The organism is Sphingobacterium sp. UBA7038 (genome assembly GCF_002494055.1).
Lineage (GTDB): Bacteria > Bacteroidota > Bacteroidia > Sphingobacteriales > Sphingobacteriaceae > Sphingobacterium > Sphingobacterium multivorum.
The window spans coordinates 162,349-175,799 of sequence record NZ_DLAV01000022.1 but is presented as its reverse complement, the minus strand read 5'-3'; the positions used below and the strand labels follow the sequence as shown (position 1 = coordinate 175,799).

The window sequence follows — 13,451 nt, the reverse complement described above, 5'->3', positions numbered from 1 at the left end:
TCGCCAAAGGCAGCATATATGCCTTAAAGACATAATTGAGAAATGAACAAGAAAATCAAACCGATGAAAAAAATAGGCTATTTAATAGTACTGACAGGCTTACTTAGCGCTTGCGGTCATACCGAAAAGCCGATTGACCTGACGCCGAAAAATCCGGCTAAGGCCAGTACCTATCAGACAACAGTGATACAAGAGAAAGTCATGTCCAGCAGCGTGCGTTTACCTGGTAAGCTCAAACCCTTTAACGAGGTAAATATCTATGCCAAAATGAACAGCTTTGTCAAGCATATCTTGGTGGACAGAGGAGCAATTGTCAAAAAGGGACAGCTGCTGATGCAGCTAGAGGCACCAGAAATGCTCGCTGCGGTACAGGCTGCGCATTCACGTTTTGTGCAGGCACAGGAGACTGCTTCTGCGAGTAAGGATAAATATAAAAGGCTCAAAAATGCTGCACAGGAGGAAGGTGCTGTATCACCACTTGATCTGGACAATGCGCTATCAAAGATGAAAGCCGACGAAGCGGTAGCCATGTCGGAAAAAGCAAATGTGGAAGAGGTTGAAATGTTGCAGTCTTATCTGAATATCAAAGCGCCTTTCAATGGTGTGATTGTACAACGTAACGTTTCTGAAGGAGCACTGGTCGGACCAGGAAAAGGAAATGATCAACCCCTGTTGATCCTGCAGGATCTCAATAAATTACGGCTGGAAGTGCAGATCCCCGAGACCTATGTCGATAAAGTAGACCTTTCGAAAAAGGTCGCTTATCGGTTTAATAATAAACCGAATAAGGTATTTGAAGGGATGATAGCCCGTTCGGCAAATTCTTTGGGCGCCATGCAGTCCGAAGCGATAGAGGTGGATGTCGCCAACTCGGATAACAAACTCAAGCCTGGTTTATATTGTGAAGTGGATATTCCATTGTCTGCCGGAGCCAATTCTTTATTGGTGCCATCCAATAGTATTGTACGTTCGACGGAAAGACAGTATGTGATTCAACTGATAGAGGGTAAGACACATTTCGTGGATATCAAAGAAGGCGTATCTACGCATGATTCTACCGAGGTTTTTGGTAAGCTAAACAAGAGTGATCAGATCTTGCTGCATGCCAATGACGAAATCAAGGAGGGGGTCAAACTTCCCCTGGAAAAATAGGTTTAATGCTTTTATTTGATAGGTATGAAAGGTTTCTTGGAAACCTTTCATACTTTTTAATTAGTCGGATCAGCGCTTTGAAGCAAAGATCCCTATTGCTTGATCTTGTGCAGGGACACAACCATAAACCGCTAGATAACATAGTGGCGGCGAAGTTGGGGGTGGAGCTTACTGCGCAGGAAGCCGCACCCTAAATGTGGTTCCGCCCGCGGAGTTGCTCTCCACAGCGATATGTCCGTTATGCAGTTCTACAATTTCACGGCAGAGGTAGAGACCTATGCCAAATCCCGAGATTGTTCCGACCCGATCTTTTCCTGCCCTGTAAAATCGCTCGAATATCTGATCGCGGTCTTCCTCGGCAATTCCCATACCCTCGTCACTGACAAAAATTTCGATATCCTTGTTGTCTGTGGGCGAATAGCCAAATGTAATCTGGGTTCCTATTGGCGAATACTTGGCTGCATTTTCTACCAGATTTTGAACGACCTGCGCAATCTTATTCAGGTCTGCATCGATGGATAGACTTTGCGTCAGGTCAGCGACAATCTGATGAGAATTGATCCTCAATTTAAATTCATCTTCAAGTTCAGTAAATAATTCCTTCAGATCAAACACTTCTCTTTCTATCATCATTCTGCCGGAGTCAAATCGCGAGATATTCAAGAAGCCATTGATTAGGTTCTTCATATTGCGAACCTGTTTAAGAGATTTCAACGTAAGGTCCTGGTAATTCGTATTTGCTGTCAGGAGTGCCTGACGCTGCATCAATTGAAGATAGGCGTTGATAGAGGTCAGCGGTGTCTTCAGTTCATGGCTAGCGATGCTTATAAAGTCATTTTTCCGCTGTTCCTCAGCTTTCTGTTCGGTAATATCCCTTAGTGTACCATTCAGACTTGCGGCTTTCCCCTTGGCATCATAAAACACTTTACCACGTGCCTGCACGAGCCTACCGTTCGGGGACTGTGGATGGACGATACGGTATTCAATAAAGTAATTGCCATCCGACTCTTCGCTCAGTGCATCAGTGATGGCAGCCATGACGCGTTCCTGATCCTCTTTTACAATGGAATTAATAGCGGCAGATAGATCCAATTGATCTTCATCGGCCAAACCGAACCATAACTTTAATAGCGCATTTCCGGAGAAAAGGTTCAGCTCAGGCTCATAATAGAACGTCGCAAGCTCTCCGGCATCAATAGCCATGGATAACATTTGTTGGTCCTTTTCGCTTTTCCGGCGTTCAAGGACTTGGTCCGTAATTTCTTCGAGGATAATCAGAATTCCCGTGACTTTGTTGTCAGCTGAAAAAATAGGTTGATAGATCGAATTTACGATAGCCTCCCGCAAACCGTCCTTGTGGCGCAGCATGATGGAAAGTTCATTATTTGTTTTCCGTTCGCCTTTTTCAAACGCTTCCCGGAGCCATTGGATCATGGGCTGGCCCTGTAGTTCGGGCCTTGCAATATCGTGCGGCAGGCCCTGCACTTCCGCCAAATGACGGTCCCAGATCTTTAATATGGTCGGATTGGCGATGTCAATAATCAGTTCCGGCCCCTTCAGCATCGCTATGCCAACAGGTGCCTGCTCAATAATTGTCCGCATTTGTTCACGGCTTTCTGCTAGAAGTTGTAAGGAACTGTTGAGCTCATCATTTGTAGCGGTCAATTCTTCGAGCGTTGCCGCCATTTCCTCCATAAGCCCTTGTTCCTTTTTTTCTTTTTCCTGTATTTGTTGCTGATGCTGCCTCCTTAAAGTAACATTGTGGGCCGTGTTCAAAATACACCAGGTTTGATTGTTTTGGTCTAATAGGGCTCTATATTCATAATCGAAATAGTCAGTCACCGGAACACCGTTTTTAATGAGTCTGGCCGGCGCTTCCTTAACGGAATAGGATTTGCCCGTACGCCAAACCTCTTGCAGAATAGATAAGAACGGCTGGTCTTCCAGTTCGGGAATAGCACTGATCAGCGCCTTTCCAATAACGGATTCATCTTTGCCCCATAGGCTAAGCATACCCGCATTGGCAAACTGGATGGTCATCTCTGTCCCAGTATATATTGACGTCGGCTCGGGAGAACTGCTCAGCGCCTGTAAGATGTGGTCCTCGCCAAAAGTGGCACTGCCAAATTTATTATTGATGTCCATTAGTCCAAAGATAAAGAATACATTTTTATAAATAGACATCTATCTTTTGGCACGATTATTTGTTGATATTCGTTATAAAAAAGTATGAAATAGGAAGCTGATTTGTGTTCGATTCACATACTTTTTAGCATATTCGTATTGGCGTAATTGCTGTATTTTAAAAATTTTAGAGGATCTATATTTATGCAAGGCACAATTGATGGGATAAGCGGGGAACCACATCGTTCACAGGTGTTCCGTTTAACGTATAGAGGACAGGATTATCAGCTGGTGTTGTTGAAAAAGTCTTTATCAAAGCTCGATACGGAATTGCCCATTTTGCTCGATGGAATTGAGCAAAATCTGGTAAAAAGAGGTGACCATTGGTTTTTTGAAAACAGGCATTCAGATCAGCATTTTGCGACAGAAATTTGGCGCAATTTATCCCTTCGATATCGGCTTTAGCACAAATTGTCATCCTTTTAGGGGAGTCCCTGCTTACCTAACTTCGTGTTGTCATCTGCTTCTGATTTGTGTCGCTCAAAATACGGATCACAAAAAATATTTTTTCAATATTTGTACATGGCTTTATTTATAACACTCGATAACGTTTATCAATTATATCCTATTGATCCTTCAAAAAAGACAGACGGTATCGTTGTATTCCATCAATTGGCCGGATCAAGTGCGGGGTATACCGAGCATAGCCGGTTATTTGACGGATTGTTACTTGGTTTCATGCTAAAAGGAGCTATGAAAATGCAGATCCATTTCCTGGATTACGAAATAAAGGCCGGTGATATAGCTGTTTTACCACCGCAGTTATTAATGGATACAAAATACCTGAGTGATGACGCAGAGATCGTCACAATTGGAATCTCACTAGATTTTATGTCCGCATTTCCAATGTTGCGTGAATTTGTAATGAATGATCAGCTACGTTGGCAACCTGTAGTTAGGCTTCAAGAGGACGAAGGTAGATTGCAAAATGAACTGTTATCTTTGATTAAAGGATTTTACAATAAAAAGCCAAGTCCGAATAAAGCCGAAATGCTTAGACATCTGGTCATGGTAATGATCAATATGATCTCCGAAATGTATTCAGAGCTGCCCAATTCCAAGAGTTCACCAAAAAGCCGCACACACGAGATTATCGATGATTTCTATCAATTAATTTTAAAACACACCAAGGAACACAGGAACGTTAATTTTTACGCGGAGAAATTGCATTTAACACCACAGTATCTTTCCACCTTCCTGAAGGAAAAAACGGGTAGATCGGTAGCGCAATGGGTTGACCATATATTGATCTTGGAAGCTAAGACACTCCTTAAATCGACCAACCTATCGATCAAGGAAATCAGCAATGCGTTAAACTTTGGCGAGACCAGCATCTTCTGTCGGTATTTTAAAAGAATCAGTGGGGTGTCTCCAACATCCTATCGGAATCAAAAGAACATAGCTAAACTTCCATAGGTAATCGACAAATCACCTTAAAAATTGCACGTAAATCCCATTAAGGTGTCAATGCCTACTTTTTTGACGCTGTCTATTTTTATGCCATGAAAAAAACAGCGAAAAAAGCAGCCGTTGGTTTTATATTTATCACGTTGCTAATTGATATTACAGCTTGGGGAATTATACTTCCCGTTGTACCTAAACTTGTCGGTGAACTTATCCATGGTGACATCACTGAAGCGGCGACATATGGTGGTTGGTTGGGTTTTGCCTATGCTTTCACCCAGTTCATATGTGCGCCGATGGTCGGCAATCTCAGTGACAGATACGGAAGAAGTCCGATCCTGTTAATTTCGCTCCTGGGATTTGGATTGGACTACCTCTTACTTGCATTGGCCCCTTCTATTGGTTGGCTATTTGTCGGACGCATCCTAGCGGGCATCACTGGAGCCAGCATATCAACAGCAAGTTCGTATATTGCTGATGTGTCTACGGATGAAACCAGAACGATGAATTTTGGTTTAATAGGTGCCGCATTTGGTCTGGGATTTATTATAGGGCCGGTACTGGGAGGCTTGCTCGGGCACTATGGTGCGCGAATTCCTTTTTATGTTGCATCGGTTCTCTGTTTATTGAACTTCATCTATGGTTATTTCATTCTTCCTGAAAGTTTGGACGAAACCAAAAGACGACCCTTTGAGTGGCGACGCGCAAATCCGATCGGATCGCTAAAATTGCTGGCAAAATATCCAAAAATTTCAAGTTTAGTAATTGCATTAATTTTGGTCTATATCGGACTCCATGCCGTACAAAGTAACTGGCATTTCTTTACCATGTATAAATTTGATTGGTCGGAAAGAATCGTAGGTATGTCATTAGGTGTACTGGGGCTTTTACTTGGATTAGTCCAGGGTGTTTTGATCAGATGGACCACGCCAAAATTAGGGGAGCAAAAAAGTATCTATTATGGCTTGATTTTTTATGCACTGGGCTTATTCCTGTTTTCTTTTGCAGCGGAAGGTTGGATGATGATGCTTTTTCTTATTCCTTATTCATTGGGTGGTATCTGTGGGCCTTCACTTCAGTCAATGATCAGCAAAAGTATCCCCTCAAATCAACAGGGAGAGCTTCAGGGTGCATTAACAAGTCTGGTAAGTGCAACTTCAGTCGTTGGGCCGCCTATGATGACTAATCTTTTTTACTACTTTACACATGATAAAGCACCGTTTAAGTTTTCAGGTGCTCCCTTCTTGTTGGCCTCTATGTTGATGATGCTAAGTGCTATGATCGTCTATTATACGTCAAAAAAAAGCAAACCATCAACTGCGTCATAGCTGAATTTGCATCTACCCTTAATTTGGTTAGAAATTTCCTCAATTCGACTACAATTGACCATTTGTAGATGCTGAACTTTGTCCTATTAAATTTAAAATAATGAGACATGCAGACAAATGAAATAAAAGTAGCCCTTGTTACGGGTGCCAATACAGGTGTTGGTTTTCAGATAGCCAAAGCTCTTGCTGATCATGGATATGATGTGTTTGTTGGATCGCGAAATTTACAAAAAGGAGAAGACGCCGCCAAGCGGATAGGATTTAAAACGCAGGCTATTCAGCTGGATATCACCGACACCAATTCAATCAAGAAAGCAGTAAGTAAAATAGAAAATGATTTTGGGTGTCTTACTTTGCTGGTCAATAATGCGGCGATTTCAAACGCTGGAACTCCCGGTCGCACCATGTGGGAAATTCTTAGTGCCCAGAAAGCAAGCGTTGCATCAATAGATGAAATGCGTCAGGTCTGGGAAACCAATGTATTTGGCACCCTTGCCATAACACAGGCATTGTTACCCTTACTGCGGAATGCGAAACAATCAAGGATCGTAACGGTTTCAAGTTCCCTAGGTTCACTAACGCTGAATGCCGATCAGGACAATACCTTTCGTAGTGGATTTGATGCGGTATATGGGGCTTCCAAAACAGCGTTGAATGGAGTTTTCCTTTCTCTTGCAAATGAGTTGGAAAATACAAATGTTAAGGTAAATCTGGTAAGTCCGGGTTTTACAGCTACAGCCCTGAATAATTTTGAAGGGACGGATACGGTGGAAGAAGGGGCACTTGAGCCGATACGCGTTGCGCTCGCAGAAGATATTCCCAATGGGAGCTTTACGGGACCGGCTACTTACCGAACAGAACAAGGCGGTCAAGTTCCCTGGTAGAATCACCGATTCAAAGACCTGTAATCATGCGTTACAGGTTTTTTTATAAATTTATACTATGAAAAAGAAAGACGGTAAGTTAAGGCGCTTTATATCCATATCAGAGAGTCATGAAGCTTTTGGCCTGCCAAAACCACAGCATCCCTTGATTAGTCTGGTTCATTTTAATCAGGACAACCCATTCAATACCGATATGGCTCCAATCTATGATGTCCTCAGTTTCTACAAAATAACGTTTATAACAAAAAATAGCGGAAAACTCAAGTACGGTAGGGGTTATTATGATTTTAATGAAGGAAGTATGCTTTTCTTTGCACCCAATCAATTGGTGGGTAGCACAGAATATAATAAGGATACCTATGCCTATCTGCTGCTGATTCATCCTGACTTTTTCCTGGGTTCTCCCTTAGCACATAAAATTAGAAAGTACGGCTATTTTACCTATTCTGTGAATGAAGCGTTACATTTATCTGATCAGGAAAGAGAAACGATGATAGCTATCTTGAACATCATGAAAAATGAACTGGACAATCGGATAGACGAATTTAGCCAAGAAGTCATTATTTCCCAGATTGAGTTAATGCTGAGTTATGTCAACCGATTTTACAAGCGACAGTTCATTACTCGGAAAAATGTAAACAATGATATTTTACAGAAGGCAGAGGCGCTGTTAGATGATTATCTGAACAATGATAATTCGGTTGTTCGAGGTGTTCCAACTGTACATTTTCTTTCGGAACAGTTGAATCTCTCTGCAGGTTATTTAAGCGACATGCTACGTGCGCTCATTGGTCAGAATACCCAGCAGTTTATCCACAATAAACTTATTGAAAAAGCCAAAGAGAAATTATCAACAACACAACTAACGGTAAACGAAATCGCTTATGAACTGGGGTTTGAGCATGCCCAAAGTTTCAGCAAACTTTTCAAGAAGAAAACTGCTCAAACACCACTGGAATTTAGGGGCATGTTTAATTGAATGAATTTGACGGGACATTTGTATGCACATTAATCCACGTTGGATCGCATTATCTTCCGTTCGGCGGAGTAAAGTCTTAATAAAATTCGAATAATCTGTTTCGCTCTGATGTAAATTCCAGCCCAAGGTTACCTAAGGCTTTGCATAAGGTAACCGATCTATCCGGCTTGTGGTATGATAACTATCAAGACCGCTGGTGGTAACTGTCCCGGCTTCTTCGATATCAATATAGCCATCCTCTTTTAAACAGTTGTCCGGTACCAAAACTGCCTTGATCTGACCAATGACCATTGTGGTGCCATTCAGCTCAATGGCTGTTTTCTGAACAAAGTTGCAGGCAAATTTTATCTTACTTTCTTGGACAAAAGGCGCCGGAATATTTTCCAGATATTCAGGGGTAAGTCCAACCTGATCAAATTCGCTAACACCTTTTGGGTATTTGGCACTGCATTGATGCGCCTGATGTACAAATGCGGGGGAAACATGATTAATCGTATACCATTTCTGCGCTAGGATATTTTCCAGTGTGCTACTAAAATCTGTTGCCGGCCGGATTATGATACCGCAGAGTGCCGGATCTGCGCCTAGGTGGAACAAACTGCTGAAAGTGGCCAGATTTTCACTGCCGTCCCTGTTTTTTGTACCGATCAATACCAGACTTTTAAAGCCGCCCAGCGAGTTGATAAAATTAGCTCTGTATCTTCTTTCAAATGCCACAATGGCCTGTTCATTATAAATCATAGTGTATGAATACTTTTTTACGTGTTAGCGATCCTGTTGATCATGCCCTTAAATATGAAGCCGTGAAAAGGCCATACGGCATACCAATAGAGCCTTCCGGCGATGCCTAGCGGTCTGAAGGTCGCGGTCTGGACCAAGATATTATTTTCGATTTTAAATTCTAGCCATGCTTCTCCGGGGAGTTTCATTTCCGCATAGAGCAGCAGCCGTTTCGTTTTTCGATCTGCGATCAGCACGCGCCAAAAATCAAGTGCATCGCCGGCTGCAAGGTCACTTTTATTTTTGCGTCCCCGACGCATGCCTACGCCGCCGACCAGTTGATCCATGAAGCCCCGGATTTTCCAGAGCCAGTTGCCATAATACCAGCCCGAATTGCCGCCAATGGACCAGATTTTGGTCAATGACGCTTCACTGTCAGGAAGTGGGGCTGTACGAATATCCTTAAAGCAGCCATAGCTGGGCACTTCCAGCAGCCGGGTAAGCCCGCCCGATAAAATTTTACTGGTCTGTGCGTCTTTCCAGCTGGACACCACGTTGTCGCTTTCAATTTTTTGAAAAGCTAAGCGGATGGATGCACGGTAGCTGATCAGCTGGATGCCGAGATCTTCGGCCAGATGATTTGGTTGACAGACCACTTCCACTTTCATGCTGTCGACCAGGTTTTTAGCCAGGTTATAGGACGTCGAAGTCACAAAATAGAGCCAGTAGGAGGAGAGCCGCGGCGTCATGAGCGGGATCACAATGATATGCCGGCTGAGTTTCCGCTCCGCAGCATATTGCAGCAGCATTTCTTTATAGCTGAGGATGTCGGGACCGCCGATGTCATAGCTTTTGTTAAAAGTCTGCGGTCTGGCGATGACCCCGATCATAAATTCGATCACATTGCGTATGGCGATGGGCTGACATTTTGTTTTCAGCCATCTGGGGGTAATCATTAGGGGAAGTTTTTCCACAAGGTCGCGGATGATCTCGAAAGATGCGCTCCCCGAGCCAACGATGATACCGGCGCGCAGTGTGGTGATCGGAATGCGCCCGCTTGCTAGGATGTTTTCAACGTTCCTTCTTGAGTCGAGATGCTTCGATAAGTGATCCGAATTAACTATTCCGCTCAGATAAATGATCTGCTGCGCGTTGGTTTTTTCAATAAAGTTCCGGAAGTTGGTCGCACATTGGGCTTCCATCTGCTGGAAATCACCGGATTGCGTAGCCATTGAATGGATCAGGAAATAAGCGATATCAATTTCAGCCGGGATATTTTTCAGGGTCTCCTGATCCAAGAAGTCAACTTCGACAACTTCAACAGCTGCCGGGATGGCCGAGGTGTCAAAACGATTCTTATCTCGTACACAGCAGATCACTTCATGTCCCTGCTCCAGCAGCACTGGCAGAAGACGTTTTCCGATATACCCGGTAACACCGGTCAAGAGAATTTTCATAGCCTGATTTGTTAAGTGCAGCTGTTCATTTTATTATATACAAATATACCAAAAATGGAGCTAATTTGTTTTTATTTGGTATATTATTATTCTATTATCTTCGTCTTATCTTGTCTATTATCGTGTAGGCGGCCCTGTTGTTCTTTGACTTGATGTCGTCTTTCTATTATCGTGTGAACGCCCCTGTTGCTCTTTGACTTCATCAGAGAGAGCAAATTAATGACCTAAACGGAGGGGCTGAAAGGAAATAAAAAAAGGCGCACGGGAGGGTGCGCCTTACAGTTTATGAATGCAGTTTTGATAAGCTCTTTTGGTGGAAGCCCTTAACTTCTGATTTCCCGCCGCATAAAAATGTAATAAGACCAGGCAAAACAGATCATCATGGCTGCGCTGAGTCCACTGATCTGGGGCCATACCATGAGAAAACTTTCCCGAAAGGAGAGTGGCGAAGGGATGGCACCGACCATCTGTTCCATCGAAATGGGACCCAGGCTGCGTACCGAAGGCATCAATAGGGTGGTGGTTGCATCAGTGTAGAGCTGGCTCGGTGATAAGCGAAGTAAATTTAAGATGAGTTCGTTATAGCCAATATATTCCTGCTCAGAAATATAATTGGGATTGGGCAAAAAGGGACGTATTGCCAGGTTGACCAGGATAGGGAAAAATACCGTAAAAAACAACCAGATGCCGATTGCGGTAAGTGCTGAGGTGGCCGGCTGGCGAAAGCGGATCGACAACAGGATGGAAAGGCTCAGCCAGAAGGCAACATACAGCACACTGATCAGGGTGAAACCCAAAATACGTACCAATTCCTGCGGTTCTATCCGTACACCAGTGCCCAGGAGACCGCCACCGATCATCAGCATAACCAGCGCAACAAATAATGTACCCACCACGGCCAGCGGCGCCAGAAATTTGGCGAACAGGAGATTGTCACGGTAAATTGGCTGCGCCAGCAAACGGGTGAGTGTTCCTTGGTTATATTCCGCATTGACGGCATCGAAACCCAAGGCTATGCCCAACAAGGGTGCTAAAAAGTTTAAAAAAACATGAAACGGCGGAATAGAATTATCCGTTATGGTCAGTAGCTTTAAATATAAAAATGACTGATCGGGATCGCGCATATTGCTGACAGCATCTTTGAGCCCCATGGATGATACGTAGAGGGAGGCGCCGAAGGTCAGCACGATGAGTAGGATCAGTATAATAAAGCGCCAGCTCCGGATATGTGACGCAATTTCTTTGCGGACCAGCACCTGCATCGGTATGACTGGCCGCTTATTGATATCTTTTGAAGAAACCGTTGGATTTTTCATAGACAGTATCTGTTGTTATGCTATTCTCAAAATAGGTGTTATAAATATCATCGAGCTGATAGTCGTTGCGGTTCACCGATACAATATCGGCGCCATTGTTTACCAGCAGGCGCACGGCCATTGCTGTTGTATCGCTGTCGGTCATTAGCTCGATCGTAGATCCGTTGATCGTAAGATCACGGAGTCCGGGTAGATCCTTTAATACTTCTTCAAAGCGTTTTTGATTGCCCTGGGCATGCTCAAGGGTAATGACTGTGCTGATGCCTTTCTGCTGCTGTAAATTTTGGGATAGGCTTTCGATAGATCCCTCGACCAGCAGCTTTCCGCCAACAAAAATACCCACCCGATCGCATACGCGCTGCACCTGGTGAAGGTGATGTGAAGAAAGCAGTACAGTTAGGTTGTGTTCTCTGCTGAGCTGTTTGATGAGTTCGAGGAATTCGTCAACACCTTTGGGATCAATACCCAGTGTTGGCTCATCGAGGATGGCAACCTCGGGAGCCTTGATCAGCACTTCAGCCAAACCTAGCCGTTGTTTCATCCCACGGGAAAACGCAGCGGTTTTTTTATGCATTTCCCGTTCGAGTCCAACGACATGTAACATGTCTTTTGCAGCCGCTTGGGCATGGGATTCTGTAAGTCCATTTAACCGGGCAATAAAGCTTAGGTTTTCCAGCGCGGTCATATCCGGGTAGAAGCCCACATTGTCAGGCAGGTAGCCGACTTTGCGTTTCACCGCGATCGGATTGCGCGTGGCATTATGTCCGCAGACATAGGCGGTGCCGGCTGTGGGTTCGGTCAGGCCCAGCATCATGAGAATGCTGGTGGTTTTTCCGGCGCCATTGGGGCCGAGCAGACCAAAGATCTCTCCGGGATAAATGTGCAGGTCCAACTGGTCTACGGCGGTTACTTTGCCATAGCGTTTTGTTAGTCCTGTCAATTGAATGATAGGATCCTTCATCATGATAATCTTTTTGTTGCGCCCTTATCTGCGGCCGTATTTGCGGATGAGAAAATACACCAAACCAATGGCCAAAACGATGACCAGCATGCCGATCCAGCCAGAAAGCAAAGAGGTCTTCACAATCATACGGAATGAAATGTCGGCGCTGCTGTTGGATGATTTGATCTCAAATTTGGAAGCATAGTCACCGGCAATAGTTTTGTCGGGAACTTTTAGGTTGACTTTGACGTCAATAGATTTACCTGCTTCGAGCTGTTTGATGTTCGACGGATCGAAGCTTGCCTCCCATCGGCTGGGTAATTGGGACGTCAGTTCCAAAGCATTGAGTGGCAGGGTGCCCGTGTTTTTGACTTTAAGTAGAATTTCCTTGCTGCTGCCGGATACGACTTCGTCGCTCAGCCGTCCGCTGGGGGTGGTCAATTCAAGGGCATAGGAGCCTTTAACGACTGCTTCGAGATCAAGCTTTAAGGTGTCGGTCGGGGAGATCGCCCGTACCGGAATTTTATATTTATCGGGCTTGGCCGTGATCGGACAGCTGATTTCAATGCTGATTTCCTGGGCTTTATTGGGTTGCATCTGCAGGGAAGTCACCTGCGACCCTTCTACGCGGTAGCTGATCTGCCATCCATCGGGCAGCTGGGCATTCAGGTTGTAGTTAACCAATTGGGCGGATCCATTGGTCAGGGTCGTTGTATAACGAAAAGGTTCGTTGCTGGGGGCTTCAATATTGATGAGCCTCGATTCGAAACCGGATTTAAGGGGCTTTGTGGTTTGCCCCGAAAGATTGAAACTGTTGGCCAGCACTAGAAGTGCGATAAAAAATGGCCTGAAAGAAAAACGTCGGTCTGTGTTTGTAATTAGTAATTCTGTTAACATGATCCAATAACTAAAATTTATATTTAAATAGAATATTAGCTTTTAAAAAATGTTGGTTTGGGCAACAGGTGCCTTTTTGAAAACCGTGCCCAAATTAAAAATCAATTTGATAAAAATCAAGATTGAAATAAAAAAAATAATGTAAAAAAAATGTGTTTAAACGGTCTAAAAGCTGGTAGTTGACGGT

The 13,451-nt window shown here is 44.1% G+C and carries 12 protein-coding genes; 6 read left to right on the top strand and 6 right to left on the bottom strand.

What is annotated here, in order from left to right:
• The first annotated feature begins 42 nt into the window (after positions 1–42).
• On the top strand, positions 43–1,152 hold the full coding sequence (locus tag B3H30_RS15430) for an efflux RND transporter periplasmic adaptor subunit (RefSeq protein ID WP_217493504.1): 1,110 nt from the start codon (positions 43–45) through the stop codon (positions 1,150–1,152).
• Between the two features lie 168 nt (positions 1,153–1,320).
• On the opposite strand, the gene B3H30_RS15425 is transcribed toward B3H30_RS15430, so the two are convergent.
• Positions 1,321–3,336, bottom strand: coding sequence for a PAS domain-containing sensor histidine kinase (locus tag B3H30_RS15425; RefSeq protein ID WP_070561174.1), 2,016 nt, complete (start codon positions 3,334–3,336; stop codon positions 1,321–1,323).
• Between the two features lie 144 nt (positions 3,337–3,480).
• Here B3H30_RS15425 and B3H30_RS15420 point away from each other — a divergent pair, with 144 nt between their 5' ends.
• From B3H30_RS15420 to B3H30_RS15400, 5 genes are all read left to right on the top strand, one after another.
• Positions 3,481–3,741 (top strand): hypothetical protein, encoded by a 261-nt coding sequence (locus tag B3H30_RS15420; RefSeq protein ID WP_070561173.1) that lies wholly within the window; start codon positions 3,481–3,483, stop codon positions 3,739–3,741.
• A gap of 117 nt (positions 3,742–3,858) precedes the next feature.
• The gene (locus B3H30_RS15415) at positions 3,859–4,752 is read left to right on the top strand and encodes a helix-turn-helix domain-containing protein (protein WP_070561172.1); all 894 of its coding nucleotides are present in this window, start codon (positions 3,859–3,861) and stop codon (positions 4,750–4,752) included.
• Between the two features lie 86 nt (positions 4,753–4,838).
• Entirely contained in the window at positions 4,839–6,068 is a 1,230-nt protein-coding gene (locus B3H30_RS15410; protein ID WP_070561171.1) for a TCR/Tet family MFS transporter, read from the top strand.
• Positions 6,069–6,175: 107 nt separating this feature from the next.
• Complete coding sequence (locus B3H30_RS15405) at positions 6,176–6,952, top strand: SDR family NAD(P)-dependent oxidoreductase (protein ID WP_070561170.1); 777 nt, start codon at positions 6,176–6,178, stop codon at positions 6,950–6,952.
• A gap of 58 nt (positions 6,953–7,010) precedes the next feature.
• Entirely contained in the window at positions 7,011–7,931 is a 921-nt protein-coding gene (locus B3H30_RS15400) for a helix-turn-helix domain-containing protein (RefSeq protein ID WP_070561169.1), read from the top strand.
• Positions 7,932–8,063: 132 nt separating this feature from the next.
• Here the strand turns inward: B3H30_RS15400 and B3H30_RS15395 are convergent, their stop codons facing one another.
• The 5 genes from B3H30_RS15395 to B3H30_RS15375 form a co-directional block, all read right to left on the bottom strand.
• Positions 8,064–8,672 carry a flavin reductase family protein gene (locus B3H30_RS15395; protein WP_070561168.1) on the bottom strand — a complete coding sequence of 203 codons (609 nt, stop codon included), beginning with the start codon at positions 8,670–8,672 and terminating at the stop codon, positions 8,064–8,066.
• A gap of 17 nt (positions 8,673–8,689) precedes the next feature.
• On the bottom strand, positions 8,690–10,108 hold the full coding sequence (locus tag B3H30_RS15390) for an SDR family oxidoreductase (RefSeq protein WP_070561167.1): 1,419 nt from the start codon (positions 10,106–10,108) through the stop codon (positions 8,690–8,692).
• 323 nt (positions 10,109–10,431) lie between these two features.
• Entirely contained in the window at positions 10,432–11,424 is a 993-nt protein-coding gene (locus B3H30_RS15385) for an ABC transporter permease (protein ID WP_070561166.1), read from the bottom strand.
• Positions 11,387–12,388: an ABC transporter ATP-binding protein gene (locus tag B3H30_RS15380; RefSeq protein ID WP_254667634.1), complete on the bottom strand. Its 1,002-nt coding sequence runs from the start codon at positions 12,386–12,388 to the stop codon at positions 11,387–11,389. Before B3H30_RS15380 ends, B3H30_RS15385 begins: the two co-directional genes overlap by 38 nt.
• A gap of 21 nt (positions 12,389–12,409) precedes the next feature.
• Entirely contained in the window at positions 12,410–13,264 is an 855-nt protein-coding gene (locus B3H30_RS15375) for an NEW3 domain-containing protein (protein WP_070561164.1), read from the bottom strand.
• Positions 13,265–13,451 lie beyond the last annotated feature (187 nt).

Excerpts from the sequence above, each read along its gene's own strand:
- B3H30_RS15380 (WP_254667634.1), bottom strand. The coding sequence starts at position 12,388 with ATGATGAAGGATCCTATCATTCAATTGACAGGACTAACAAAACGCTAT.
- B3H30_RS15390 (WP_070561167.1), bottom strand. The coding sequence starts at position 10,108 with ATGAAAATTCTCTTGACCGGTGTTACCGGGTATATCGGAAAACGTCTT.
- B3H30_RS15420 (WP_070561173.1), top strand. The coding sequence starts at position 3,481 with ATGCAAGGCACAATTGATGGGATAAGCGGGGAACCACATCGTTCACAG.
- B3H30_RS15430 (WP_217493504.1), top strand. The coding sequence starts at position 43 with ATGAACAAGAAAATCAAACCGATGAAAAAAATAGGCTATTTAATAGTA.
- B3H30_RS15415 (WP_070561172.1), top strand. The coding sequence starts at position 3,859 with ATGGCTTTATTTATAACACTCGATAACGTTTATCAATTATATCCTATT.
- B3H30_RS15425 (WP_070561174.1), bottom strand. The coding sequence starts at position 3,336 with ATGTCTATTTATAAAAATGTATTCTTTATCTTTGGACTAATGGACATC.
- B3H30_RS15405 (WP_070561170.1), top strand. The coding sequence starts at position 6,176 with ATGCAGACAAATGAAATAAAAGTAGCCCTTGTTACGGGTGCCAATACA.
- B3H30_RS15375 (WP_070561164.1), bottom strand. The coding sequence starts at position 13,264 with ATGTTAACAGAATTACTAATTACAAACACAGACCGACGTTTTTCTTTC.
- B3H30_RS15410 (WP_070561171.1), top strand. The coding sequence starts at position 4,839 with ATGAAAAAAACAGCGAAAAAAGCAGCCGTTGGTTTTATATTTATCACG.
- B3H30_RS15400 (WP_070561169.1), top strand. The coding sequence starts at position 7,011 with ATGAAAAAGAAAGACGGTAAGTTAAGGCGCTTTATATCCATATCAGAG.
- B3H30_RS15395 (WP_070561168.1), bottom strand. The coding sequence starts at position 8,672 with ATGATTTATAATGAACAGGCCATTGTGGCATTTGAAAGAAGATACAGA.
- B3H30_RS15385 (WP_070561166.1), bottom strand. The coding sequence starts at position 11,424 with ATGAAAAATCCAACGGTTTCTTCAAAAGATATCAATAAGCGGCCAGTC.